Source organism: Spirosoma agri, from assembly GCF_010747415.1.
Taxonomy (GTDB): domain Bacteria; phylum Bacteroidota; class Bacteroidia; order Cytophagales; family Spirosomataceae; genus Spirosoma; species Spirosoma agri.
Window position 1 is genome coordinate 58,157 of sequence record NZ_JAAGNZ010000008.1, and the last position, 26,376, is coordinate 84,532.

Annotated in this window: 19 protein-coding genes and 1 pseudogene; 6 read left to right on the top strand and 14 right to left on the bottom strand. The window is 50.6% G+C overall.

Features of this window, described 5'->3' with window-relative positions; genetic code table 11:
* Window positions 1-16: 16 nt before the first annotated feature.
* From GK091_RS28080 to GK091_RS28100, 5 genes are all read right to left on the bottom strand, one after another.
* Entirely contained in the window at window positions 17-3,280 is a 3,264-nt protein-coding gene (locus tag GK091_RS28080) for an efflux RND transporter permease subunit (protein WP_164044068.1), read from the bottom strand.
* A 6-nt stretch (window positions 3,281-3,286) separates the two neighbouring features.
* Window positions 3,287-4,684 carry a TolC family protein gene (locus tag GK091_RS28085; RefSeq protein WP_246202457.1) on the bottom strand — a complete coding sequence of 466 codons (1,398 nt, stop codon included), beginning with the start codon at window positions 4,682-4,684 and terminating at the stop codon, window positions 3,287-3,289.
* Between the two features lie 125 nt (window positions 4,685-4,809).
* Window positions 4,810-6,198, bottom strand: coding sequence for a sensor histidine kinase (locus GK091_RS28090; protein WP_164044070.1), 1,389 nt, complete (start codon window positions 6,196-6,198; stop codon window positions 4,810-4,812).
* Window positions 6,199-6,200: 2 nt separating this feature from the next.
* Window positions 6,201-6,875: a response regulator transcription factor gene (locus GK091_RS28095; protein WP_164044071.1), complete on the bottom strand. Its 675-nt coding sequence runs from the start codon at window positions 6,873-6,875 to the stop codon at window positions 6,201-6,203.
* Window positions 6,876-7,039: 164 nt separating this feature from the next.
* The gene (locus GK091_RS28100) at window positions 7,040-8,365 is read right to left on the bottom strand and encodes a chloride channel protein (RefSeq protein WP_164044072.1); all 1,326 of its coding nucleotides are present in this window, start codon (window positions 8,363-8,365) and stop codon (window positions 7,040-7,042) included.
* 553 nt (window positions 8,366-8,918) lie between these two features.
* Here GK091_RS28100 and GK091_RS28105 point away from each other — a divergent pair.
* Window positions 8,919-9,692, top strand: coding sequence for a LytR/AlgR family response regulator transcription factor (locus GK091_RS28105; protein WP_164044073.1), 774 nt, complete (start codon window positions 8,919-8,921; stop codon window positions 9,690-9,692).
* 54 nt (window positions 9,693-9,746) lie between these two features.
* Here the strand turns inward: GK091_RS28105 and GK091_RS28110 are convergent, their stop codons facing one another.
* The gene (locus GK091_RS28110; protein ID WP_164044074.1) at window positions 9,747-11,105 is read right to left on the bottom strand and encodes an erythromycin esterase family protein; all 1,359 of its coding nucleotides are present in this window, start codon (window positions 11,103-11,105) and stop codon (window positions 9,747-9,749) included.
* Between the two features lie 181 nt (window positions 11,106-11,286).
* On the opposite strand from GK091_RS28110, the gene GK091_RS28115 reads away from it, so the two are divergent.
* The gene (locus tag GK091_RS28115) at window positions 11,287-12,420 is read left to right on the top strand and encodes a sensor histidine kinase (protein ID WP_164044075.1); all 1,134 of its coding nucleotides are present in this window, start codon (window positions 11,287-11,289) and stop codon (window positions 12,418-12,420) included.
* Window positions 12,421-12,644: 224 nt separating this feature from the next.
* Here the strand turns inward: GK091_RS28115 and GK091_RS28120 are convergent, their stop codons facing one another.
* Window positions 12,645-15,023, bottom strand: coding sequence for an ABC transporter permease (locus GK091_RS28120; RefSeq protein WP_164044076.1), 2,379 nt, complete (start codon window positions 15,021-15,023; stop codon window positions 12,645-12,647).
* A gap of 726 nt (window positions 15,024-15,749) precedes the next feature.
* A complete protein-coding gene (locus GK091_RS28125; RefSeq protein WP_164044077.1) occupies window positions 15,750-16,091 on the bottom strand; it encodes a DUF1579 domain-containing protein in 342 nt (113 codons plus the stop codon).
* 604 nt (window positions 16,092-16,695) lie between these two features.
* Here GK091_RS28125 and GK091_RS29990 point away from each other — a divergent pair.
* Entirely contained in the window at window positions 16,696-17,193 is a 498-nt protein-coding gene (locus GK091_RS29990) for a recombinase family protein (protein WP_317166374.1), read from the top strand.
* Between the two features lie 275 nt (window positions 17,194-17,468).
* Here GK091_RS29990 and GK091_RS28135 read toward each other — a convergent pair whose 3' ends face one another.
* The 4 genes from GK091_RS28135 to GK091_RS28150 form a co-directional block, all read right to left on the bottom strand.
* Complete coding sequence (locus GK091_RS28135) at window positions 17,469-18,044, bottom strand: DedA family protein (RefSeq protein WP_164044078.1); 576 nt, start codon at window positions 18,042-18,044, stop codon at window positions 17,469-17,471.
* A 1,057-nt stretch (window positions 18,045-19,101) separates the two neighbouring features.
* The gene (locus GK091_RS28140; protein ID WP_164044079.1) at window positions 19,102-20,310 is read right to left on the bottom strand and encodes a hypothetical protein; all 1,209 of its coding nucleotides are present in this window, start codon (window positions 20,308-20,310) and stop codon (window positions 19,102-19,104) included.
* On the bottom strand, window positions 20,291-20,866 hold the full coding sequence (locus GK091_RS28145; RefSeq protein ID WP_164044080.1) for an RNA polymerase sigma factor: 576 nt from the start codon (window positions 20,864-20,866) through the stop codon (window positions 20,291-20,293). The genes GK091_RS28140 and GK091_RS28145 overlap by 20 nt, the downstream gene beginning before the upstream one ends.
* 11 nt (window positions 20,867-20,877) lie before the next feature.
* On the bottom strand, window positions 20,878-21,927 hold the full coding sequence (locus GK091_RS28150; RefSeq protein WP_164044081.1) for a hypothetical protein: 1,050 nt from the start codon (window positions 21,925-21,927) through the stop codon (window positions 20,878-20,880).
* Window positions 21,928-22,443: 516 nt separating this feature from the next.
* Between GK091_RS28150 and GK091_RS28155 the strand changes: the two genes are divergently transcribed.
* From GK091_RS28155 to GK091_RS30180, 3 genes are all read left to right on the top strand, one after another.
* A complete protein-coding gene (locus GK091_RS28155; RefSeq protein ID WP_164044082.1) occupies window positions 22,444-23,559 on the top strand; it encodes a Fic family protein in 1,116 nt (371 codons plus the stop codon).
* Window positions 23,560-23,872: 313 nt separating this feature from the next.
* Complete coding sequence (locus tag GK091_RS29780; RefSeq protein WP_164044030.1) at window positions 23,873-24,013, top strand: recombinase family protein; 141 nt, start codon at window positions 23,873-23,875, stop codon at window positions 24,011-24,013.
* Window positions 24,013-24,273 (top strand): helix-turn-helix domain-containing protein, encoded by a 261-nt coding sequence (locus tag GK091_RS30180; RefSeq protein WP_394351906.1) that lies wholly within the window; start codon window positions 24,013-24,015, stop codon window positions 24,271-24,273. The genes GK091_RS29780 and GK091_RS30180 overlap by 1 nt, the downstream gene beginning before the upstream one ends.
* A 253-nt stretch (window positions 24,274-24,526) precedes the next feature.
* Here the strand turns inward: GK091_RS30180 and GK091_RS28170 are convergent, their stop codons facing one another.
* Window positions 24,527-25,822, bottom strand: coding sequence for an alpha/beta hydrolase family protein (locus tag GK091_RS28170; RefSeq protein ID WP_164044084.1), 1,296 nt, complete (start codon window positions 25,820-25,822; stop codon window positions 24,527-24,529).
* A 54-nt stretch (window positions 25,823-25,876) separates the two neighbouring features.
* Window positions 25,877-26,376: pseudogene (locus tag GK091_RS28175) on the bottom strand (hypothetical protein); the annotation flags it as partial.

Sequence of the window (26,376 nt, forward strand, 5' to 3'; positions counted from 1 at the left end):
AATTTTGATCGGCTGGTTAGTAGGTAAGTGTGGTTTCGGTCGACTCAGCAGGTACTCTGGAATTACCATCGTAGACTGTACTGGTCGGATCATCCGGGTCAAGGGAGGGCGAATCGAACGCTGTTTTACGTTGTATGGCCGCAAAAACGACGGGTAGAATCAGCAGAGCCGCAATCGTCGAAAAAAACAGACCCCCAATCACGGCCCGACCCAGCGGAGCGGTTTGTTCGCCGGACTCACCCAGCCCACTGGCCATCGGAATCATCCCGGCAATCATGGCCAGGGCAGTCATTAAAATCGGTCTTAGCCGGGCGGCCCCCGCCACCCGCGCAGCCGCCCGGGCATCCCGGTACCGTAGCCGCAGGGATTCGGCGTTGGTCACCAGCAACAACGCATTCGCCACCGACACGCCCACTGACATGATAATGCCCATGTAGGATTGCAGATTCAGCGTCTGACCCGTTACTAAAAGCAGCGTGAGTGAGCCCGCCAGCACGGCCGGAATGCTAACCAGCACGACGCTGGCCACTTTAAAAGATTGATAGTTGGCCGCCAGCAACAGAAAGATTACGACAATGGCCAGCCCTAGTCCGAATTGCAGGCTGCTGAGTGTTTCCTGAAGCAGTTGCGCCAATCCCCGTAATTCAACCACGGAGCCTTTCGGTGGATCGCCAGCCGCTGCGATTGCCGCCTGTACATCCCGCGTGGCCGTGCCTAAATCCTGGTTATTGATGTTGGCCGATACGGTAATGATCCGCCGGGGACCAATGCGGTCGTATTGACCCGGCACGGTCGTGGGCGTAATCGTCGCTACGTCGCCAAGGGTGGGCCGCATTTGCCCTTTTACCAGGGGAATAGCCTGAATATCAGCCACCGATTTCATCTGATCCTGCTCTAACTGAATTTGCACCTGATAGGCAAATCCTTTCGATTGATCGAGCCATAGATTTTTCGCGGTGAAACGGCTGGACGACGTCGCGGCCACCAGCGATTTGGAAATCTCATCGGTACTCAGACCCAGTTGAGCGGCCCGCTCGCGGTCCACCTGAATCTTTACCGTCGGATAACTAAGCGGCTGGTTGATGCGCAGATCACGCAGGTACGGAATCTCGTGCAAACGGGCCAGCAATTTATTGGCGTAGTGCTGACCTTCTGTAAGGTCTTTGCCGCCCACCAATACTTCGATGGGCGTTTGGGCCCCCTGACTCATAATCTTATCGGTCAAATCGATGGGTTCAAACGACAACTGGACGTTGGGCATCTGCTGACGAACCCGCTGACGGATCTGTTCTTTCAGCGCGTCCATCGACTCGACCGGATACTCCTCCGAGAGATTAATTTGCAGAACGGCTTCGTGCGGCCCGGAGTTGAATACATACAGCGCACTGGTGCCGTAACTGGAGGGCGTCATCCCCACAAAGGCCGATGAAATAGACACATTTTTGGCTCCCACAATCGCATCAATCTGCTTAATCACCCGCTTGGTCAGCTCTTCCGTCCGTTCGATGCGTAGACCCTGTGGCCCCACGATCCGCAGCTGAAACTGGTGCGCGTGAGTTTGCCGGGGCATCATATCCTGGCCAATCTGGGTGAAGCCGACGCCGATCATGAGCGCACAAACCAATACATAAACGCTGATGACCAACGTTCGATGGCCCATCAATCTATCTAGCAACCGTAGATAGCCTAGCTTGAAGCGCTCAAAACCGGTTATTTTTTCGGGATGCTTTTCTTCGTATATTTCTTGCTGGGTTTCGGGCTGATGATTCAGATCGGGCAGGATGCTTAGCTCGTGTAGGCTGGCGTGTTGGTGGTTTTTGAGCCACCAGTTAGCCACTACCGGCACAAACACTTGCGAGAGTACATAGGAGACAATGATCGAAAAGCCAACCGATAGTGAGAGCGGTAGGAACATGCCCCGAGGTACGCCCGTCATCAGAAAAGCCGGGGCGAAAACGGCCAGAATACAGAGCGTAATGAGCAGCAGTGGAAACGACATTTCCTGACAGGCATCCAGAATAGCGCGGGCTTTGGGTTTTCCCATCTCCAGGTGCTGGTGAATGTTTTCAATCACCACCGTTGCCTGATCGACCAGAATGCCGATGGCCAGCGCCAGACCCGACAGGGTCATAATATTGATAGTCTGTCCCGTCAAGTTGAGCAGCAAAATAGCGCTCAGAATCGACACCGGAATCGTCAGAATAACAATCAGCGAACTGCGCCAGTCGCCCAGAAACAGCAGCACCATCAGGCCCGTCAAGATAGCGCCTAATCCTCCCTCAACGGCCAGACTATGCACGGCCTGCGTGACGTAGACCGACTGGTCAAATTCGTAGGTGAGCTGCACATCATCGGGCAGTAACGCTTTCATTTCGGTGAGTTTGGCTTTCAGCGCGCTCACAACGCTCATCGTAGAGGCATCGGCGCTTTTAGTGACCGGAATATAAACCGACCGTTTGCCGTTGACCAGCGCGTAGCCTACGGGTATGTCGGTGGCGTCTTCTATTGTTGCGACATCCCGCAGAAACACGGTTGGCCCAACCCCTTTCCGTAAGGGAATGTTCATAAACTCCCCTACTTTGTCGAGTACCGTATTACTGGGCGTCATGACGGTATAATCGCCCATCTGAACGCTACCCGCAGGAGAAATCTGGTTGTTTTTGACCACCGACTGCACAATTTCGTCAGGGGTCAACTCATAGCTGCGCATCCGTTCGGGATCGACTTTCACCACCACGGTTCGTTCGTTACCCCCGAATGGCGGAGGAGCGGATGCGCCTGGAATCTGTGAAAACAGGGGGCGAATACGGGTCGAGGCCAGATCCTGCATCTCGCCCAGCGATGCCCGGCGGCTGCTGAACACTAATTGGCCTACGGGCAGGCTCGACGCGTCGAATCGCACAACCGTGGGCGGCACGGTGCCGGGCGGCAGGTAGTTCATCACCCGACTCACCTGATTGGCTACTTCGCCCGATACCTGGGCCATATTAACGTCTTCGTAAAACGTACATTTCACTAGACACAGGCCCTGAATATTTTTCACCTCCACCGCTTTAATGCCCGATACGTAGAGCAACTGATTCTGGTACCGAGTCGCAATAAATCCCTCCATCTGAGCGGGGGTCATACCCCCGTAGGGCTGGGCAATGTAAATCGTGGGCAGGTTAAGCCGGGGAAAAATATCGACCGGAACCTGGAGCAGAGCCAGCACCGCAAACAGCACAACACCCGCCAGTGCGACGATCACCGTAATAGGTTTGGTTAAGGCAGCTTTGATCATGATCGTTTAGCGGGGAAGTTGTTGAAGGAAGGAATCTAAATCACCGACCGTAGCGGCCCGAAGCAGCAGCGCCCGCCAGACACTATTGGTCACCAGTGCCTGATCGACCTCAGCCCGGTTGAGCAGCGCACTCGTTTGGGTCAGCGCCTGAATATTGTCCAGACCCGATTCATAGCGGGCCTGCGATTGAATATACGCCTGCTGGGCGGCATCCAGTTGCAGAGGGGCCTGCTGGGCGCGGGCCTGCGCCAGTTGCAGCTGGAGAATGGCGTTTTGACTAGCGGCCTGAATCCCCAGTGCCTGCTGGTCGTAGGCTTGCTGACTGGCATTAACCCGTTCCTTTTGGGCCGACAGCGCATATTTAGTTCGCCATAAGTCGGTGGGCCGCCAGATGGCCGTCACCCCAAGTATATAATTATAAGATCGTAAGGGTAAGCCAGCACCCAGCGAAGGATCGATTCGGAACGTCCCGTCGGGCTGAGCCTGTTCACTGATGCCCGAGCCGCGTCCCTGAAGCGATCCCAGCACCGAAATGGAGGGTAGTGCCCCCGCCTTTAGCAAGGTTTCATTCGCCCGACCCAGTTCAATCGTCTTTTGGAAGACTCGTAATTGGGGGTGAAGGGCCGGATTGCTGCCGGGCGCCAGGGGCAGTTGAGGGAGCTGGTTATAAAACGCCATAGAGTCCAGTTGCGCGGTCGGATTGGGCTGACCAATCAATTCGGTTAACCGAAGTACCTGTTGCTGAGCTACCTGCTGACTCTCCAGCACTTGCAGCCGGGCCCGGGCCACTTCGGCATTGGCCACGGCACTGTCGATGCCTGGTCGTAGGCCACCCTCCGTACTGGCCCGAATGATCCGCTGAAGCTCCTGCGCCCGTTGAAGATTGGCGGTTTGGATGTCCACCGATTTTTTGGCATTCAGCGCTAACAGATAGGCGTCACAAACCCGTACCTGGTGAGTGAACAGTTCCCCTTCATAATCAGCGTTCGCCTGTTCAATCGCCAATCGGGCCTGACTCCGCCGGGCCTGCCGGCGACCAAACGTAATGGCTTCCCAATCCACGACCATCGACACCCCGCTGGTCCAGGTAGCCTGGTTATTAAATCCATCGGTCCGTACGCCCGATATCGGCAGCAGCAGCCCCCCATTGGACACGTAGGCTCCGCGAACCTGATTGGAGGTAGCATTCAAGGTCTGCGCCTGCACACCGGCCTGGGGCAACAGGGCCAGGTTCAACATCTGGGCATCGGCTTCGGCAGCCCGAATGGTGGCTTGTTTTCCGCGCAGGCTGGGGTAACTGGTCTGGGCCATTTCCAGTGCTTCAGGTAGCGTAATCCGGTTTGATGAACCAGCCGGATTGACGGCCGATTGTGCCAGACTTTGACCAGTCCAGCAACTAATCAAGTAAGGTAGTAGCCAAAAATATCGTTTATTTCCGCTGAGCATGCGCCTTTTCGATGAATAAGGTCAAAGCTACCGGCAGGAGATTAGAGCGAAATTAGAGCCAGATTAGATGTTATTAGAGAGTATTATACCCGATGCAACGGCAGGATGACTTCGGTGAGGGTGCCTCCACCGGGGCGCGGCCGTAGACGGAGCCGCCCCTGGTGCAGGGAAATAATGCGATGGGCCAGGGTCAACCCAATCCCGAACCCATCGATGGCCTGTACGTTAGACCCGCGGACCAATGGCAGTAACACCCGATCCTCTTCACCCGGCGTCAGGCCGATACCCCGGTCTTCGATGCGGACACGAACCCTTTCTTCGGTATCCATTTCCAGCAGCAGCGTAACGGGCTGCCCATCGGAGTATTTGGCCGCATTGTCCAACAGATTCAGCAGGGCTGTTTTGAGCAGGTACGCGTTACCCCATACCGTAACGGGCATTGGCTGTTCGAGGATACCATCGCTGAGTTGAACGGACAAGGCTTGCCCGACGCGTTGCTTGCCCAGGGTATCAGCCGCATCGAGCACCATGTCGACCAGTTCGAGGGGTTGGCGGTCGAGCTGCGCATCAACGCCATCAATGCGGGCCAGTTGCAGCAGACCATTGGCTAACGCAGTCAGTTTGTCCAGTTCACTAACCGCTTTAGCCATACCCCGCTTGATATTATCGGCGTCGCTGTCATACAAAATGGACGTTTCCAGCCAGCCCTTAATCGTCGTTAGCGGGGTGCGTAGTTCGTGCGAAGCCTGAGCAATAAAGGAACGTTGATTCTCTACCAGCCGCTCCTGCCGGGTGAGCAAGTCATTGAAGGCCTGGGCCAGTACGCCTACTTCGTCCTGCGGATTATCAGCCTGGAGCCGGAAGGGCAATGGACTGGCTGCGGGCGTATTAATCTGATCGATCAGGTTGTTGAGCGGTTTGAGGGCCTGCCGGGAAAAGACGTATCCCAGCAAAATCACCAGGCCAATAGCCACCACATTACCCCCGATAAACAGGTCGCGCAGATCCTTCTGGCGCTGATACCCATCCTGATCATAGGCGGTAGCAATGGCTACGTATTGCCGGCCATCGGGAGCGGGCGAGACACCCGCGTAGGTCAGCGCGACGCCATCTTTGGGGTAGGTATGGCCGGGACTCTTGTAGCTAAACCGAATCAGCCGCTCGCGCCGAACGCGCTGCCGAAATGCAGCCGAGGCCACAAAATCGTTGGCTGGCTGACTGGCATACATCAAACTGTCGGCGGGGGAATAAACAAACTCAACCTGCTCGGGCATGGACGTAATGACACTACCTGCCACCGCTCCTTTAAGTGTCAGCAATTGCTCGGTGACGCGGGCTTTGCGCGCCAGCCGGTCCTCAATGGATCGCTGGCGGAAATTGGCGTAGGTACTATAGACATAGACCGAAAAAATGAGCAGAATACTCGCCACCAGAGTGGAGAACCAGAGAATGAGCTTGTGTTTGATCTGCATAGCTAGCCGCGTAAAACGTAGCCCATGCCCACAATGGTATGCAACAGCTTCGGGCTGAACTCTTTATCGATTTTTTTGCGCAGGTAATTGATATACACCTCAATTACATTGGTATTGGTATCAAAATGCAGGTCCCACACTTTTTCAGCAATGTCGACCCGGCTCACGGTTCGTCCCTGATTGATCATCAGGTACTCCAGTAAGGCATATTCACGGGCCGTCAGGTCGATACGCTGACCCGCCCGGGTAACCGAATGCCCTTCGGTATCAAGTACCAGATCCGCTACTCGAAGTATTGTTTTCATACCCGTAAAGTCACTGTTTCGCCGGGCCAGTGCTTTGATCCGCAGCATCAGCTCACGAAATTCGAAGGGTTTCACCAGGTAGTCATCGGCCCCCGCCCCGAATCCATTTTCTTTATCGGGCAGACTATCCAGCGCCGTTAGTAGCATAATCGATTGGCGGGGCGAATCCCGCTTGATATAGCGACACAGCTCAAAGCCGTTGATATACGGCAGGTTAACATCCAGTACAATGACGTCGTAAGTATTGTTGTCCGCCAAACTCTTGCCGACCACGCCATCGTAAGCCAGATCAATTTCATAGCCTTCACTCTCTACCCCCTTACGAATGAACGAGGCCAGACTTACTTCGTCTTCAACAAGTAGGATCTTCATAAGGCTATAACTTGAGGGGTCATGCTGCGTAAGGACACCGTATTGTAAGAATTTAACAAAAGTAAACCACTTGCCCGTTAAAATTAGAAAGCAGTCCATGCATACGTGTGCTTGGCTGTTTACCCGCTCTCGCCAGTATTGATTGACAACGCTACTAGTCAGGTCTATCTTTTGAGAAATAACCTGATTCGTCGTAGCCAGGCGGGCAGTTGTATTTCAGTAGGTTGGCCACTCGATTTTAAGTTGCCGATTGGCTTCCCGGGTTCAGCCGCCAGGGCCTCTGATTTAGGGATGACTAATCGCTGGGAAGCGTATAAGCTTTGATGACCCGACATCAGAAAACTAATAACACAGGACACGGCTGCATAAGGCGCAACGGTCGCGCCAAACAACTCAATCGCCAGGATGCTCGACGCAATGGGTGTATTGGTTGTCCCGGCTAAAAGACTTACGAATCCGATAGCCGCGAACGTAGATTGGTCTGCCCCAACCAGGTCAGAAAAAAAGCTTCCCGCCGTAGCACCGATAAACAGGATCGGTGTAATGACACTGCCACTCCGGCTAATGCTTAAAGTAATAATCGTAAACAAAGCTTTAAGCAGAAACGCATACGGGCTCACCTGTAGCCCTTTGATGCAGTCTTCCATCAGATTCAGACCCAGCCCCAAGTAGTCCCGTGAAAACGTAAGGGTTAAGCCAACAAGAATAAGTCCGCCCAATAAGCCTTTCCAGGGTCGCCAGAGCGGAAGTGAATTGGTAAATGCTGTACTTTGCCGAATAGCCCGAATCAGGGTGTAGGCGCACAGGCCAAAAAAGAGCCCCCCCGCCAGAAGCTGAATGAAAAAGCCCTGACCAAAAGCCGGAATAAACGTCAGAGGATAGTAAAAGAAGGTGACACCCAGGGCCGACGAAACCTGATAGGCAGTAAGAGAAGCAATGAAGGCGGGTAGTAACACGTCATAAAAAATAACCCCAACGGCCAGCACCTCGATCCCAAATAAAGCCCCCGCCATGGGCGCGCCGAAGACACAGGCAAATCCAGCGCAAAAGCCGCAGAGGACCATCTTCCGGCGATCAGCATCATCGACTCGAAACAGGTTGGCGCACACGCTGCCGATGCCCGCCCCAATCTGGGCGCAGGGGCTTTCTTTTCCCGCCGAGCCCCCCGTGGCCAGTATCAGGACCACATTAACGACTTTCGTTGGGATAAAACTACCCTCCAGTTTACCGTAGTGTTTATTGATTGCGTCAATCAGGGTATCGGTTCCCAAGTGTCTTTTCAGAACGAACTGGCTGAGCAGATTGGCGAGAAAAAAACTCAGCGGCAACAGATAAAAAATCCGTTGGTAGTGATTGCTTTGCTCAATGACGTAGTGAAGAAAGAGAATAAATCCCGACGCGACAAAACCAACCAGACAACCGATGAGGCTGGCAATAAATAGCCATTTAAGGACTGTAAAAAAAAGGATCAGTTCATCATTGACGCGCATCAGGATGTAAACTTGAGAATGACATCCTCAGTTTAATGGGATTCAGGGAAGCTGAGTTTTCTTTACTTATAGTGCGTATAGTGTGAAAGCTGACTGGACGTTCCTATTGTTTTTGTATATGCAGTCAACTTACCTAGTATTAGAATTAGCTAGCCAACCATTTTTTTAGTTAAAATCCGTATAGTAAAAGGAAGGAAGGTGCCTTTGTTAAATAAAGAAACGTGTAGACTATCAATTAAATAAAGTCTTAATTATTGCAAAGGGAACCGTCCATGAAAACGTCGGTTTCTCACTCAGGCCAAGGCAAGCGACAATTACTCGTAAATGTCGCACAAACTCATCGCCACGATGAGAACAAGCAGTTGATTAGTGAGACGGCAATTTGAGATTGCTACTAATGTCCGGGTAGAACTTCTGGGAGGGAGATAGGCTGTTTGGGGAAAACGGGCGTTAAATAAGAGGGTGATAGACATTTAGCCCTGGTTGTTAACTTTTTGAAAGGCGCGTAAAATAACAAATGATAACTTAGGGGTCTGACCTTCATCGACTACCTATGTCTAGTTCGCTTCGTTGCGCTATCGTTGAAGACGAACCTCTGGCTCAGCAACTGCTTCAAAAATACATTCGCCGAATTTCATCGCTGGAACTGGTAGCTACCTTCGATGATGCGGTGGTTGCCTTTGAGCAACTATCCACCATTCGACCAGATTTGATTTGCCTCGACATCAATATGCCCGAAATGACGGGCCTGGAATTACTGCGGGCGTATGCGGCTCCACGACCGGCGTTTGTGCTAACAACGGCCGATCCCAACCACGCCCTCGAAGGATTTGATCTGGGCGTAACCGACTACTTGCTTAAACCAATTACTTTCGATCGCTTCCTCAAAGCGATTGACCGAGTTCAGGAAAAAGTGGCGGGGCAACGCAATGAATTGATACCTACCGCTTACCCCCCTACATCAACCAATACCCTCGCCCAGGCCATTTTAGTTGGGCCAATGGCGGAGTTTATATACTTGAAAACCGATAAAAAACTTGAGCAGATTCAAGTTGACGAGATCGTATTGGTCGAAGCGCTGGGCGATTACCTGAAGGTCTTTCGTTTAGATCGCTACGTGGTGACGCACTTGACCATGACAAAACTGGCCGACCGTTTACCCGCGGATTGCTTCCTTCGGATTAACCGCTCCTATCTGGTCCAGCTTCGGCACATTAAAACACTTGACGGTAACTCAGTCATCCTATCGACGGGATGTACTCTGACCATTGGACCCAACTACCGCGATATGGTAAAAGATCGGATTCGACAATGGTTAGTGCATTAAAGCATGAATGGGATGCCCTTTGTAAAAATCGGCATCCCATTCATTATAGGCTGCTTACTTAATAAATTGAGCGGCTTTCGTATCCCGGATAAATAGATACGCGTCGAACAGCTCGCTCACCGGATGACTTTTATCGTGGGTACTTTTGCCACTCTTTGGGCCGTAACCAACCGCTCGATAGGTCAGGTTGGTAGATTCCTTTGGCCATTTTGCCAGGTCCATGTAGAAAGCGGGAGCACTGGCCTGTGCCAATTGGCCTTCCCATAGGCTGTCAGCGGGTATGGCCAAGGAAACGGTCTTCATCTGGCTGGCGTGGGTGATAAAGCGGTCATCGGTAGCGGCAAATGTGCCTGTTGCAGTGCCCGTTCCCAACGCAAAATACTGACCAGGGTACATTTGCTCAATATAGCCGCCTGTTCCGCCAACTGCGCCATCATAAATGGACGTATGGGCAACGTGAAAATCGTGAGCCCAGATAATGACCTTGTCTTCAGGCTTGTGCAAAAAACGCGTGGCCATTACCGCCATACAACTATCTCGATCAAACGACCCTATTTTTTTGGTGATATACGTATAAGGGCCTGCTAACTGAAGGAAAATATTTTTGGCCATATTCATCGCGACATCCCGTTGCTGAGTGGATAGGGGCAAACGGGCCAATATGGGTTCCAGTTTTTTAATGGTCTCGTATCCCTGAACCAAATTAGCATTGGATACCGAATCGGGAATAGCAAAATCTTTCCGATTAGCATTATACCAGATTGAGTCGCGGGTAACGGCCAGTTTAACTAATAATTGGGTTAGGTTGTCGGTTTCAGCATGCTGAAACCGACGAGTGAGTTCCTGTAACACCCTGGCATCGTTGCTCATAAACATGGCATCCATACCGCCAAACGTAACCGGCTTCTTGGCGCTCCGATTGTGCGTTTGTATCCAGCTCAGCAATTCCTTAACCTCCTGATTGCGCCAGATCGCCAGCAGATACTGCTTCATGAGCGCATCAAGCTCGGAAGCAGAAGCCCGTGGCATCGCCTGATTAAGCCGATACGAATCCGCATAATCATTCTCGAAAACAACCTGATTGAACCCTTTTTCCTCTACTAGAATTTTGGTGATCCAGTACCGGATTTTGTAGAATTCGCTAGTACCGTGCGTTCCTTCACCTAATCCGACCAATTTTTTCGCGGCCATCTGGTTAATAAGCGGCATCATCTGCTGACGGAAGTGGTCAAAATTATCCAGATCGAGCGTCACCGCCTGGTCACCCAAAACAGTAATCGTTTCAGTCTGTTGCCGGGTTGTCACAGGTTTCGGGCCTGCTGAAGCCCGGTTGACCTGACTGTTTGGTTTGATCGGTTGAGCCATGGTCCAGGCCGTTACCAGGGTCAGCAAGAAAATGAGTAGCGTTTTCATAACGAGACTTAGGTCTGTTGATTGATGACACAAACCTAGTCTTGGCGGTCTCCCTGGCACGAGTTTATTCGGTGAAGTAGCCCGTATATTCGACCAAGCGTTTAGGGCTGGTTTCACCGAAATAAATCGCCTGTTCATCGAAAATCTGGTGGCGGGCAGGTATAGATCGCGATTTTTGGTTATGTATTCATTGATAAATTCACCGTTTCTGAACCCTGGGCCAATCCGTCAGATTGCTCGGCGGCTGTTGCCGGTACTCATCCTTTATTTTCTGCTCAGTAGCGATGGACCGCTGTTGGGTCTGATCGAGCGGTACGGGCGCGTAGGCCGGTATATGCTCTATCTGCAATTGGTTTTGCCGTCGAGCATTTTTTACGGATTTGGGTATTGGCTGTTTCACCGGTTCTTGTACCAGTTCCGGCCGTTCCCCTTGCTAGCCGTAATCCTGTTGACCTACGCGCTAGTGTATATCACCAATTATGCGAGCTTCATCTGGCTTCACCAGACGGTTGGCTTTCCAGCGAGATACAGTAATCAGTCGGATATGGCTGACCAATGGCGATTGATGGTCGCACACGGTCCGATAGGCCTCTTCAAAAGTCCACCCTTATTCATCTGGAATTTTACGATGTCGTTTGCTTATCCATCGCTATTACTGGCCTTCAAAGGATTATACGATAATCGCTCGGCGCAGCTGCAGAATGCGCAACTCCAGCAACAGAATACGCAGCTTGAATTCAATTATCTCAAAAGTCAAGTCAATCCGCATTTTCTGTTCAATACGCTGAACAGCATTTATGCGTTAACCGAGGAGGACAATCCACAAGCAGCCCTGCTGGTGCACCAATTATCCGGGTTGATGCGGTATACGCTCTACGAAACGGGCGGGGCGTTTGTCGCACTTCACAAGGAGTTTCAGTTCATTCGAGACTACGTATCACTGGAACAAACCCGGGCGACAAAACGGCTTGCGCTTAGTCTGGAGCTGCCTGATCGGGTAGACGAGAATTTGCAAATTGCCCCGTTCATTCTCATCACGTTTGTGGAGAATGCTTTTAAGCACGGCCTGGCCAGGAGCAGTCAGCGAACGTGGATACGGACACGTGTGCATCTACAGGCAACCACCCTACACCTGGAGGTGAGCAATAGCCAACCGACGACCGCTGATGCTACGTCAGGCGGATTAAGCCTGAGTAATGTTGGCAAACGGCTTGCCTTACTTTACCCAGACCACCGCTTATCAATTACTCGCAAACCGGCGGAATATACCGTTCAGTTGGTGCTATCGTTAGGCACAATAGCCAAGTCTTATTAAACGCTCCCACACGAGACGATTACGTGTCAATAATTTGGGCGTTTAAAAAGACCCGTGCTTGTACAAAAAAGTACCGACGCCATTGTTTGTTAATCAAATAGACAGTGCTGCCAGAGGCCAAGGCTAACCCTTCACTAGGTTAAACAATCACTTATCTACACCTCAAATCAAGTCAATACAGTAGGGGCTGCTCAACAGGCCACTACACTATTTGGCAACAGCCATTACATCTTTAGCTTAACCACTGGGTTGACCCCAACAGCCCCTATAAGTTGACCACAAACCGTAACGCTAACGATCACCAGGGAAATTGCCAGGGCTATCACGAACGGAAAGACACTAACCTCAATGTGATAGGCGAAGCTTTCTAACCAGGTATCGGCCACTAGCCAGGAGAGGGGCCACGCCACCCCGTTGGCCAGCAAAACCATATAGAAAAATGGCTTACTTAACGGTAGGACTAACTGCTGGCCTTTGGCACCGAACACCTTTCGAATCGCAATCTCCTTCATGCGGTAGCGAATCGACTGGGCGGCTAAGGCGAAAAGACCCAGCGAGGCAATGAATATAGCCAACGTCGAAAAACCACTTAGCACGGCTTGTAGCTGTTCCTGTTTTCGAAAGAGGTGTCCATATAACTCGTCCAGAAAATGATAATTAAAGTTATCCCCATCCAGTTTATTGATACTACGCCACTGATGCTGTAAAGTGGCTAACAAAGGGACCATAGCCTTACTGTCAGTCTGGATCATAATTTGAGTTTTAGTCACTCCAGGCGCAGCGCTCATAACATAGATCATGGGCTGAATACCTGATTCAAACCCCTGCTCGTTGACGTCAGCCGCCACACCAATTATTCGGTAGTTACCAGCAGCACCTTTCAACGTTGTACCAATCGGATTTTTTAAACCCATTGCCTTGGCGGCCGTCTCATTGATGACAGCACTGGCTGAATCGACGGCAAAAGATGAAGCAAAAGACTGCCCCTCTTTTAGCGCAATCGTCAAGGTTTCGAAGTAGTGGTAACCAACGGCGACGGTCTGCATCGCATACGCCTTATGATCCAGGATATATTCATACGTGGCGGGCAGGATGCCACCCGGCACATTCGAGGCCACGGTTACGTTTTTTACCCCCGGTAGCGCTCTAATTTGGTTACTGACGGTTTCAAATTGGCTAGGCTGGTTATAAATACCCATATTATCTATGTAAACAACCTGCTTAGCGGTAAAGCCTGGATTTTCAGATCTCATAAACGAAATCTGCTCATGAATGACCATCAGAAGGATGGCAAACCCGATGGCAAACGTAAATTGAAACAGGATTAGTGAACTTCGTATTCGAGTGAGCGACCCAACGTTCGTCAACGGACTACCTCTCAGCACAGCCGCTGGCGAAACCCCCGCCATCAACAGCGCAGGATAAATACCGGCAATTGCGGTTAGAACCAGCAATGTCAATGTTAGCTGCCCCAGTATGGTCAGATTTAATCCAGAGAACAACAGGTTACTAGCCAACAACTGATTAACGTACGGTAAACCGAGCTGTACGATGCCTAACGAAATGAGCAATGCAAAACAGCATTGAATAAATATTTCTATTAGAAATTGGCCGATAATCTGCCGGCGACTGATGCCGTTTACTTTTTTGACACCGACTTCTTTTGCGCGCCTGGCCGCTTGAGCAATGTAAAGATTGGTAAAATTTACGCCTGAAATAATCAGGATGGTAATGGCTAATAGGGCCAGGCCTTTTATCATCTGGTCATTCACCGCAGAGCCGTAGTGGGGTTTCAAGTGCAGGTTGGCCAAGGGGTCTAGATAAATCGTTGCTTTTGATAAGCGTAAGGCTTCTTTCGCTACTTGGCTGGTATCGGCTGAAGCCGCTTCCCGGTAGACTTTATCTATTTTTTGGGCTAACAAACGAATGTCTGTATTAGGTCTTACCAGGACGTAAGTTTGATAAATCTGGCTGGTAAAGCTCTGGTCTTTCCCCTGGGTAATGTCATCGCTGAAACCAATACAGTCGAAGCTTAGATTCGTGTTGCCGAGTGGCTCTTGAGCCACACCACTAATCATCAGGGAGATTCCCGATTTTGATAGCATCGTCACGGTCTTATTATGAACAGTCCTATCGTCGGGAAAAAGTACATCTGCCGTTCGCTTTGAGAGTAGTGTTGTTGGCGTACCGCTAGTCGTATTTAGATTGAAATCTTTGGGCTTGATTCCTAGTATTTTAGCAATTGAGTAATCCGCACCTACCCACTTTTTAATCAGGTACTTTCCCGAAGCGGTATAAAACGGAATTTGAAATAAAGCGGTATTGATTCGTCCTGTTTCTTCTATTTCGGGACACTGGTTTTTTATAGCGGCCGCTAATTTGCCAGGCGTATAGGGAGAAGGCCCGTTAGGCAGTTCGCGTTCGACCAAAAAGATACGACCAATCTGATCATTCCATTGGTCGTAGCTAGTCTCCTGATCAACGTATAGGGTGACGAAGATAAAGGCGGCTAAGCCCAGCGACAAGCCCGTAATATTTAGGAAATTGTACCATTTTTCCTTTAAAAAAGTGCGGGCCGCAATTTTTATGTCCAGCTTGTGCATGATATTCTTATACCTACTTGTGTGATAAAAGGAACTAGCAACTCAGCGTAGTCAAGAGCCAATAGCTCTTCCTTGGGGTCAATCATTTATCAGGATGGTTCTGGCTATTTAGCCATAACTAACCGTTTTTAGCCGATTGGTCATTGAAAACACACAAACCGCTATTTCACTAAAGGTTTAGCACCTGCTACTATACCGTACTTATTGCTTCTTTAACTGGACTATCGATTAAATTCTTGGCTAACTCAATCCGTTACACACCGCTTGCCAATCCCAAATTGATCCTGCCATTCTTATTCGTTCCTGCGATTACTTGTTGAGAACCAATAGGGTCTCCACTTCTTGGCTGATCGGCTACGCCAAGCGGCTTCCGCAGTCCGTGTGTTGTTCGATTATCGGTATTCCCTGGGTGTACCACGTGTACCTGGTACAAAAGAAAATTTAAGGTTCTAAACGGGGAAGCCTGAAAAGGTCACCTTGCAGGCCATTCAAAAAGGGGAATCGATCCGAGTCGATAACGTGACTACTCGCAAAGCAAATGTCAAGCTACCGAACTGGCCATACTTTACCGGAGTAAAGGAATGACCTAGGCTGAAATTGCGGAAAAGCTCAGCCAAACCCATGATCAAACCAGAAGAAGCAAGCACGTTGAAGGGAAAGCAGCATTTTCGGCTATTGAAACAGATTTCCACGGCTAAAACGCTGCATTGACTTTCCAGACAGACGTTAGTCAATTCTAGTCGCCGTGCGATCACAAAGCGGTAGCCATTGATCCTGTGGTTTCCATTCCCAAACAATCAGTTGCTTGCGGTTATCCTCACTAAATTCGATGCGGGCCCGTTCGTGTTCACCGAAAAAAGTCCGGCTGTTGCCCTCAGCTGAAACATCATAATGCCGGTAAAAACCGTGATTCTCAAAAGAGCGGGCAAAATAGTGTCCCGTTTGCGGGTCAACGCCCATCACACTTAACGTGTCGAAAACCTCCCCACCCGGACGCGCCTGCTCATCCTGGACCAAAAAGAATGCACCAGTATACCAGCGTCCTGTGTGGGTGCTTGTCCACGGCACTCCGTTGCGTTTTGGGTCATCAACCGGCTGCTGGGTTCCGCCATAAGCGGTTCCTTGCGCTTTCTACTCGCCTAAAAGATGGATAAGGCTTCGTGTCTTGTTCCTCTGGTTGCGGGCCGTTCGGAATCATAACTACTCACAGTATTCTCCTTTAGCTGTTAATTATTTAGCGTAACTAATTAGTGAAAGTTGAATTTGGTAGCCCGCAGGAGATAGAAAAACGACATCAATCTACTAAAAATCAGCCATTAGTTTTAACGCCTTATTCTATTCCTATGGAGGACCAGTTAGGTTGCAGTTATTGCGAGACAGAAGAAATGATCCTTTGAATCTGCGTAGGGGTTACAGACCGGTAACAGTCGTTGATGGTTCGTAATTCGTAACGTGTCATCTCCGCCCGGCTACTTTAGTCAAACTTATCAATTGTATTGAGTGATAATAGTGCAGTAAATCGGTCTTATTTTTGGTTTTACAGGGCTTAAACGACCGTTCAACGAGTGTAAAACAACCCATTTTTACCCCTACTTTTGGGTGATTCCACTTGTTGAATTCAAGGCCGGCTATAAATCCTGAACGAAACGATCAAGGAACAACACCTACCGCGATGGCAAAGAAACAGAACTCCACAACTAGCAGTACCGGACTGGCTAAGTATGTCGCTTACTACCGGGTATCGACCAGGGCGCAGGGTGATTCAGGCTTAGGCTTGGAAGGGCAACGCTACGCAGTAGCTAACTTCGTCAAAGAATCGGACCGCAGAGCGGCTATCGTTGCCGAATACACCGAAGTCGAATCTGGAAAGAACAATCAACGGGTTCAGCTGACAGCGGCTATTGATCGGGCAAAGAAAGAGGGCGCGGTGCTGGTCATTGCCAAACTTGATCGACTGAGCCGGAACGCTTCGTTCATATTCACGCTGAGGGATTCGGGGGTCAACTTTCAATGTGTCGATATGCCCGATGCCAATACTCTGACCATCGGAATCTTTGCAACACTAGCCCAGCACGAGCGGGAACTGATCAGCAGTCGGACCAAAGCCGCGTTGCAGGCTAAAATTGCGAAAGGGGCAATACTTGGTAAGCCCGAAAACTTGACGCCCTAAGCCCAGCAAAAAGGAGTTGACGCTATTAACGTCAAAGCGGCCACGAATGAAAACAATCAGCGGGCTGTGTTGACGATTAAGAGTTACATCTCCCGGCAGAAGACTTTGCAACAAGTTGAATACGAGTGGCTTTCGTACTACCAAGGGTTGTTTCTTTCAGCGGGTTCATAGCCAGCGCTTACTCGCCAAACTAACGTGGGCTTTGTCAAGGAACCCAAAATACCCAGCTCGTACGCGGCATGGCCCCTTACTGCTTAAATTAATAGGTCTTTACGCTAGTCACCTTTTATAAGCGGAACTTTAGGCTGGCGGTAGAGACGAATCAGCCCCCAAACTAAACCCATCAGGGCTATCACGACAACGGCGGCTAGTTCATGCTTACGCAGATCCGTGACCAGTACTTCCAATCCCTGAGCGATCGTGTTACCTGCCAAGGCGATAACCAGGGCCCAGATCAGCGCGCCCACCCCGTTCAGTAGCGTGAACTGACGGGCGGGGTAGGCTGATGTTCCAATGGCGACCGGAATCAGAGTCCGTAAGCCCAGCAGCGCGCGAAACCCCAGCACTAAGCTATTGCCGTAACGTTGTAGCATGGTGTCTACCCGAACCAGACGCGATTGCCAGGCTGGGCGACGGTTAAGTAAAGCGGTGCCAAAGCGATCGCCGAGCACAAACCAAATCTGGGCCATTGTAAAGGAGGCTAGGGCGGCCAGACCGATCACCACGGGCAGGGAGAAGTAGCCTCGGTGGGCTAGATAAGCGGCCAGGATCAGGAATGCCTCACCTTCCAGTAGTACACCAACAAACAGGATCGGGTAGCCGTACGTAATAATTAAGGACTCAAGATGCATGGGTAGGAGAAAAAACGGGTCAGTCTAAGGCAAGAACTGACTAGTGGCGTCTTTGTTTCTAGCTGGTGACCAGGTGATTTACGGGTGTTGGTCTCCTGGTCACTGGCTCTTCGATATGGCCTTTTTTAGGTAGACGTTTGTAAAATACCATAAACACACTACATGCTTTCCGCTAACCTATGGATGTATCACAAACTCAAGTTACTATTGAAAATTAGACAGCGCGGCTGCCGCATTGATTCTTGACCAGATCGCCGGAGCGGATAACAAGTTGAGAATGTTAGATAAGCTGATAGGTTACTTTCGATGGTACCAATCGGCTGTCCTAGTAAAATGGGCATTTCGTGAAACGCTTGGTGACTACTTTTGCTCCAGGCCCTTTAGCGTATGCTGCTGATTTATGCATACAGTAAAGCGGCAAGCCTACGTATAGTTTACAGCTAGTTTACAGCGAAATAAAAAATAGAATTTGATTTCCTTCAAACGAAAGGTCGTCGAAGTGTTTCGAACGGAGATCATACAGCCAGCCCTATTTACACCACCCTAGTACCCAGTTGAGACGATTGAATCGACACAGGGCAGCCTGTGTATTACCTTAAGCACCGACTATTTAGTCCCTTGCACTCCCACAAAGTTCGGCCTTCTACCTTCCAACGTTGCCGAGCCCGCTCGTCGAAGTGTAACCAATCCCAAAATATCGAGTAGGATTTTCGATGATTTTCACACGGAAGGGTGCTTCGGCTGCCGATCGGTACAAGAGGGATCGGGTACCATCTGTCGGGCCGTCGTCACAAACAATAAGTTCACCGGATTAGTAATTAAGTTAAACATATATTGAAAATTAATGTCTTATAAGAGCGCTCTTACGAAAGTCAGACAAGGCAGGTGACTTTCACAACGAGTTGACCGCTGAGTTACTGACGCCTACAAACCCCCTCATCCTGAATTTGCCCAATGTATACAATTGCCAGCTAACAAAAACTAGAGCAGAACCGCAGGGCCAGTTAGCGCATCACAATCATGGTGTCAAAGCTGACCATCACCGACTCCAATCTGCTTACAACCAGATAAAACCCAGCCAACGGCGGGGTCGGCGCCGGAAGTGAGTCCGTTTAAATTGCTGCTGACGCTTATTGTACCGATAATAGTAGTCGCCCACACGCAGCGTTTCCCGGCCTGTAGTAACGGCCGGGTCCAGGTCATCATCCAGCGTGTGCAGGCTACCCTTCGTTTGACGGGCAATTTGGTCAAAATCAGCTTGAAACGGACGTTCAACGGTGCCCCCCGTGGTGCCGCACAAAATAACATGGACAGGATGGGTAACACGACCTAACTCGGCCATGTCCTTTACCCAACTTAGGTTATCAGCCACCAGAATCAGGTGACGAGCTCGCGGAAACGTTTGTTGAGCCACCAGAAGGGCTTCGACATCGTTCTCCGCATCGTCTTTATTGCGAACGGTGTTGCGGGCAGCCGCTACTAACGGCCACAAGAGCGTCTCGGGCCGGGGATTCGCCACGATGTACATCTGTCCCGGTGGGCCGCCCGGTCGGGTTTGCTGCCCCAGGCTATCGCAGTCGGTAAAAAGCACTAGGCCAAGCGGTCCAGATCGCACCACCTGACGCCGTAACCAGCTCACAATCTGCGTTGAATAGGGGTACATGCTGGTAGTTAGATCGCAGACAATGACCGCGTCTGGCCAGTGGGCCAAGTTCCTCTCCAACACCCGGTAACTGGTCGAATCATCCCCGAACTGGCCGGTAGTTACCTGTTCAATAATGGCGCTTTCTTCCCGACTCCAGGATAGCGTTTTATACCGGCGCATCAGGTCGACGGATAGGGTCTGCCCCCGTAGCAGCACCGGGGGTAGGGGGTATATAGCAGCAACCCGACGATCAGGTAGACCAAGATCGCGATGGGGCTGCCGCTTGGTTCGCCTGTCGCTTTTCCTGAGTGGCTGTCTGGTCGGTCGGTCGGTCGACACAATGGGAGGCAAAGGAGCGGGGACCAAACGTGGGGAAAGGGTTACTGGCGCAGGGAGGACCTTGTGCGTTGATGGAGTGACGTTATCACCTGACCCTATTAGCCAGCCTATAACGCCCAGACCGACAAGGATACTACCCAGGAGCAGCCCGCCCCGACGCCAGCATCGTTGACGTAGCCGACCTTGTAACCGCCCCCACTCAGCCGGTTCATCAGTGGGCTGGTAATCCGCTAGTTGCTGGCGGACCCAGTCATGCAACGGTTTATCGTCGGGTTGGTTCATGGGTTGGTTTGGCTTGATCGGTTAGCGCCAGTCGCAGCCGACGGTTGGCTTCACTCAAGTGGGCACGGGACGTACTGACAGCCAGCCCCAACTGACCGGCGATTTCCTGATGCGAGTAGCCGTCCAGTACATACAAACTAAACACTAATCGATACGGTAGGGGTAGCTCTTGCAACAACCGGATAATATCTTCGGCCGAAAGCGTAGCCAGTATTTGCTCTTCGTTCAGATACGGCTCCAGCGGTTCTTCACCCGCTGGTAAGGCCGTTAACAGCAGCTCGCGCCGACGCCGAACCCGGTAATAGTCCAGCGCGGTATTGACCATAATTCGTCGCAACCAGGCCCGCAGAGCCGATTCCTGCTGTAAGCTTTCCAGTTTATTCAACGCCTTCATAAACCCGTCGTTCAGGATTTCGCGCGCGTCCTCCCGATCATTGGCATAAACCAGACACACCGACAGCGCATACCCGTAGTAACGTTCGTAAAAGGAACGCTGAGCGGCCTGGCTACCACGCCGGCAATCGTTGAGCAGCTGTGCTAGTTGTGAGTCGGTCACCCGCCTTAAGCTTAATTACACTTGGTGTAGGTATACACCGTGATCATCACATCTGGTTGCTGTGTACCACTGGCCGAATTGGTCGTTGTGGCCGTGGACCTGGTTACGTACCCCTGGTCGTTGAGCACATGAACCGTAGTGGTTCGATTTGACTGGTATACCGTGTTATTCTGCTGTCGATTGATCTGAAACTGGCGATAGTCAGTGGCTAACCCCGGTTCACCGTAGGGCGGCCGAGTCCGGGGATGTCCTTTGAAAGCCGGTAGGCTTTGCTCAGCGGTAAGCCCCGCCTGCCAGGTCTGCGTATAATAGCTGCTTACTGTATCATTGATCAGTTCACGGTGCTCGATTGGCCGACGCTGCTCATCGTACTGACGTAGCTGCGTCAGATTGTGAACCGTATTGGCTGGTCCCTCGGTACCGGGGAAAAACGCTTTGGTAATGAGTCCGTTAGTCACTGTAAACTGGTTTGGATTGCTAGAATAGGATGTCATCAGGCCATTCTGGTAAGTGATCGGCTGATTTTGGTCAACAGTCTGGCGCACGAGCTGCCCCGATGCGTCATAGTCGTACTGGCAATGGCTGACGTTACGCTGTTGCTGCGTACCACTATTGGTGGTTGAACTGGTTAAGTCCGTCAGTTGATAGCTGACCAGACGACCATTGCTATAGGTGTACTCCGTCGTTGCTGCGTATTGATAGTCGGTAGTTCGGTTAGCAACGATTGACTGGTCCTGGGTGAGCAGTTGCTTTCGGATCAGAAAGTTGTTGGCATCATAGCTGAAGGTCTCGGTTGTAGCAGACGATTGACTAGCCATCGTTCCGCTTTGATACCGGCTGGTTTTCGTTATCCGCAGCAGATTATCGGCCGCATCGTAGGCATACTGGGTCTGGCTTGTTCCCTCGGTATTTGCGTTCTTAACTGTGCTGACAATCTGCTGGATACGACAGGTATTCTGACCGGAATCGACTCCGTCTGCCGGAGGTGAACATCGGCTGTTAAGCAGGCTAACCATCAGGCAGATCAGCAACAGGCAAGGGGTAAACGGGGTCGTTTTCATAGGCCGTTAAGAGTCAGGCTTAGATCGAGCTAAGCCGTTTTCTTCTAGACGACTCGCTCGCTAAAAACGCTGGCAACAAGGCAACTTTTTTTCACAGGGGTTGGGTAGCCAGTTCTACGACGACCTACTCCTACACTGCCCGGTCAGCAGACCTTGTTCGCTGGTAGCTGTTTTGGGGAACGGTTAATCGAATCGCCCATGCAGGGTGGCAGAGTGATAACCCATTTGGGGTACGCATAAAAAATCTTAACCTGTGTAAATAGCCTAGTGGTGGAATAGTTACACATGTCTTAAAGAAACGCTCCTTGATGAGACGGCTTACCATATCTCATGTTGAAGAATCTTTTTAAAGCTAAGTAGACACCTACTCAAGATTCTGGGTAATTGAGATTACAGTCGCAGTACTTAGTGAGCTTGTATCATACTGAAAGTTGAAAACAAATATATGAGCTATAGATTCTTTTCTATAGCTCATATATTTGTTAATATTGAGCTATAGAAAAGAATCTATAGCTCATGAAATGGATTTGGCAGCTACCGCAGTGGCCACAGTTCACATTTGATTTAACAAAGTTTACCCACTTTGAGAGGGAATTTCATCGGAATGCAGGGGTGATCATCGGATCATTAGCTGCAGTTTCTGCCGATGAAGTCAATGAATTACGGGTAACTTTACTAAGTGATGAAGCACTTGACACCTCAAAAATTGAAGGAGAGATCTTAGACCGGGACTCCGTTCAGTCATCGATTCGCAAACAGTTAGGCTTACAAACGGATGGGAGAAGAGCGGGTCCAAAAGAAACAGGTGTTGCTCAGATGATGGTTGACGTAGTCAAAAGCTATCAGGAGCCACTTACCCGAGAACGTCTTTTTTTGTGGCATAAAATGATCATGAATGGCCGAATTGATCTAGAAACGATTGGCGGTTACAGGACCCATGCCGACCCCATGCAAATCGTATCAGGTCGTTTAGACATGCCTAAGGTATTCTATGAAGCTCCTCCATCCGATCGTGTAGACGTGGAGATGAATCAATACATCGATTGGTTTAATCGGGCATTTGAAGCACAAATACCAACGGTTATTCATGCGGGTATAGCCCATTTATATTTTGAATTGATCCATCCCTTTGAGGATGGAAATGGGCGCATAGGCCGTATCATTGCCGAGAAAGCACTGGCCATCGGGGCCAGACAAACGTTGATTACCTCCTTATCCAGTACGATCGAGCGAGACAAAAAAGCCTATTACCAGGCTTTAGAGCAGGCAAATACCTCTTTGGACATCACGGAATGGCTGATCTATTTTTCCAAAAAGATTCTGGAAGCCCAAGTTTATGTTCAGGAAATGATAACTTTTATTGTCGACAAGGCTCGGTACTTTGAAACCTACAGTGCCCAGTTGAATGATCGACAGGCTAAAGTAGCGTTACGTTTATTCCAGGAAGGGCTATCTGGCTTCAAAGGAGGCTTAAGCGCTGAAAACTATATTCGTATTACCAAAACCTCAAGAGCTACAGCCACCCGGGATCTAGCCGAGATGGTTGACATCGGTGCCTTAAAGAAGCAAGGAAAGCTACGACATACACGCTATTATCTTCCTTTACAGGACGTAGCTGAAAAAGAGCCATAGCTTTAGCTGGTAGACCAGTATTCTTTAGTCGATACCCTTACACAATGGTTTAAATGGGGTAGCGGACCTTAAGTTAGTCGGTACAGATCAAACAGCCATCACAAAATAGAACCGTCTCACAAAAGCACCTCACAATGGGCTGAGGAGTTTTGTATAAATCTGCTTCTTCTATGGGGCGATGGCAGATCGTTATTTGAAAAGATGCAACCAACTAATCACTAATCGCATCTCCTTAAAAACAATCTACATCAGTGCCTACTATTGTGGCAGATTGACCGACGGTTGGCCGCTGCGGTTCGAATACTTTTTTGCTATGCCCGTGTCTCAACGGCACTCGCTAAAAGAGCTCTTTACGCTGGTCGATGATTTTCAAAGCAAAGGCATCGGATTTCGCAGTCTGAATGATACCGTGCCACGGTGGCTATTGATACTACCACTGCGCAAGGTCGGTTAGTGTTCAACCTATTTACGTCACTAGCTGATTTTGAGCGCGATCTGATTTGTGAACGTACCAAAGCGGATTTGGCCGCAGCACGTGCCAGGGGACGAGTAGGCGGACGCCCGAAAGGACTCTCTGCCGAAGCCCAGATAAAAGCACGGGCTGTCAAGTCCATGTATGCTCTTAAAACCCATACGATTTTAGAGATTGGTCGATTGTTTCACCTAAGCCGAGCGACAGTTTACCGATACTTAGCTTGGCTAGAGGCAAAATAACGGTTAATTCATAAATTGGGTGGTTAATTGAACAGCATTTTTTTATAACTGTCAACAACTATCCGTAGCAATGACCCGGTAAAGAGACGCAAATTTTGCGTGTTTAGTTGAGTTTTAACGTTGGCGCTTTAATGAGAGGGTAGCTGCTTTAGGCAACTGCCCGAGCCCAGAGCAATTCATATCGTATAAGCCTGAAAGCGTTCACGAAAAGGTCATGTACACGTCTGCCTATTCTCCACAGGACACCAGACCCCTATGGTCTGGCATGGCGCATTTCCAGCCCTACAGCCATGCGGGCTTTGAAGCCGGGCCAACCCTCAGTGGCCTCGGGGCCCGGCAAATCCAAGTACTTTTTATAGTCGATACCCTTGAGGTGAATGCCTAAAAAAGCCGTCACGAAGTGTTGATTAATATTATTGATCCGATGCTCGTTCCAGGCCGGCTCGGCATAATGCATGTATTCGTCCGCTGATACGCCGGGTAGCATGGAGGCCAGAGGGGGCGGATTGGGGGCCACATTATGGCGGGCATTGACATAGGTCAGCAGGTAACGCTCCGCGTTGATGGCGCCTTCGTAAATCGCTTTGATGCCTTTTTCGTACCCGGATACATCATCTTTACTGCCAGCCACCAGCAGAGTGGGCAGTTTCAGGGCTGCTAGTCCTGTGGCGTCCCAGACGCCCCGCTCCATGCCCCAGGGCGCAAACGCAATGACGGCCTTGACGCGAGGGTCCAGCGACGATTTATAAGCGGGTGAGGCTTGCGTGCGAGCTTCCAGAGCCGTACTGCCCCCGGTCATCTGTCCGAACAGACTCAGCGCCTGGGGGCTGTAGCCCGCTCCGGCGACGTTAAGCGCGCCATAGCCTCCCATCGAATAGCCAACCAAGGCTGTGTTGTCGGGGTTAACCAGACCCGCCAGAAAACTCGTACTGGCTTTCCCCGATAGCCGGGCCATTTCGTTGAGCACAAATCCATCATCGAGGGCGCGATTCAGTAACGTACTGGGAAATCCCGCCAGATCGCCGTAGGTCGACTCAGTGTGGTCGATGGCCACAACCACGTAGCCTTTGGAGGCCAGGTTTTCGGTCAGGTAGGTTAGCAATAAACGCGAACCGGGGTAGCCGTGAGAGACAATTACTAGTGGGTAAGCGCCCCCACTGAGGTCAGGCTTGGCATCGCGGGTAGCTCGTCCCAGAAATGTAAAGGGGATAAGCGGTCGTTTGGGATCGTTGGCCCGGCCCAGCGTGGATGCGTAGGTAACGATAGGTTGTCTGTTAGCTACAGCAAGAGCCGGATACCAGATTTCAACCGTCAACGGTCGGTCGTAAAGCGGGTGCTGGCCAGCTTTTCCGTGGAGCACATCAAGCTGGGCAGCGTGTACCAGTTTAACGGTTTGCACCCCCACTCCGTAGTTGCCCCGCGCAGCCAGTTCCGGGGCATTGGGGAGCAGATCCCCGTTGATGAACCCATCACCAGGTGTCTGGGCGATTAATTGTCTGCCCGTTAGCAGCAGTAGAACAAGGATAAAACAGATCGAGCGGGTATTCATAGGTCTTGCAAAAAGAGGGTATTCTTTAATTAAATTGAAAGCCAATACAACAGGCTAATCATCATCATCGTCGTCGGTCATGCCCGGTTTTCCGGCCCGAACAAAAGCCCCCCGGCGGGGGGCGGGCATAACACTCGTTTCGCCCCGTACCGTTTGCCAGACAATCTCACTGAAAATAAGGTCGTCAATCTCGTCGGGACGGGTCAGGTTGAGCAGCGACGATCGTTTCGAATTTCGATTGACCGCCACATTTTTCTGGTTGATATCGACGCCGGGTTCGAGTGAAGTGAACCCCGACAGATCAGCTTGTTTATTGAAGCAACGCCATAGGGGCGTTGCGGCCGCATCGTACTGACTCATGGGCTTCAGCCCTAAAATTAACTCGATCGTTCGCAGTAGCCCCGAGGTTGAATACATGGTATGATCGACAAAATTACGTTTGACAAAGCCACCGGCCACAAACGCAATCGAGCGGTGCGCATCAACGTGATCGGGACCGTTTTGGGCATCATCTTCCAGAATAAACACAACGGATTTTTTCCAGATGGGACTCT

Bases quoted from the DNA above. Each gene is read 5' to 3' on its own strand.
- GK091_RS28080 (WP_164044068.1), bottom strand. From the start codon at position 3,280: ATGATCAAAGCTGCCTTAACCAAACCTATTACGGTGATCGTCGCACTG.
- GK091_RS28090 (WP_164044070.1), bottom strand. From the start codon at position 6,198: ATGCAGATCAAACACAAGCTCATTCTCTGGTTCTCCACTCTGGTGGCG.
- GK091_RS28095 (WP_164044071.1), bottom strand. From the start codon at position 6,875: ATGAAGATCCTACTTGTTGAAGACGAAGTAAGTCTGGCCTCGTTCATT.
- GK091_RS28100 (WP_164044072.1), bottom strand. From the start codon at position 8,365: ATGCGCGTCAATGATGAACTGATCCTTTTTTTTACAGTCCTTAAATGG.
- GK091_RS28105 (WP_164044073.1), top strand. From the start codon at position 8,919: ATGTCTAGTTCGCTTCGTTGCGCTATCGTTGAAGACGAACCTCTGGCT.
- GK091_RS28110 (WP_164044074.1), bottom strand. From the start codon at position 11,105: ATGAAAACGCTACTCATTTTCTTGCTGACCCTGGTAACGGCCTGGACC.
- GK091_RS28115 (WP_164044075.1), top strand. From the start codon at position 11,287: ATGTATTCATTGATAAATTCACCGTTTCTGAACCCTGGGCCAATCCGT.
- GK091_RS28120 (WP_164044076.1), bottom strand. From the start codon at position 15,023: ATGCACAAGCTGGACATAAAAATTGCGGCCCGCACTTTTTTAAAGGAA.
- GK091_RS29990 (WP_317166374.1), top strand. From the start codon at position 16,696: ATGGCAAAGAAACAGAACTCCACAACTAGCAGTACCGGACTGGCTAAG.
- GK091_RS28135 (WP_164044078.1), bottom strand. From the start codon at position 18,044: ATGCATCTTGAGTCCTTAATTATTACGTACGGCTACCCGATCCTGTTT.
- GK091_RS28140 (WP_164044079.1), bottom strand. From the start codon at position 20,310: ATGAACCAACCCGACGATAAACCGTTGCATGACTGGGTCCGCCAGCAA.
- GK091_RS28150 (WP_164044081.1), bottom strand. From the start codon at position 21,927: ATGAAAACGACCCCGTTTACCCCTTGCCTGTTGCTGATCTGCCTGATG.
- GK091_RS28155 (WP_164044082.1), top strand. From the start codon at position 22,444: ATGAAATGGATTTGGCAGCTACCGCAGTGGCCACAGTTCACATTTGAT.
- GK091_RS29780 (WP_164044030.1), top strand. From the start codon at position 23,873: ATGCCCGTGTCTCAACGGCACTCGCTAAAAGAGCTCTTTACGCTGGTC.
- GK091_RS28170 (WP_164044084.1), bottom strand. From the start codon at position 25,822: ATGAATACCCGCTCGATCTGTTTTATCCTTGTTCTACTGCTGCTAACG.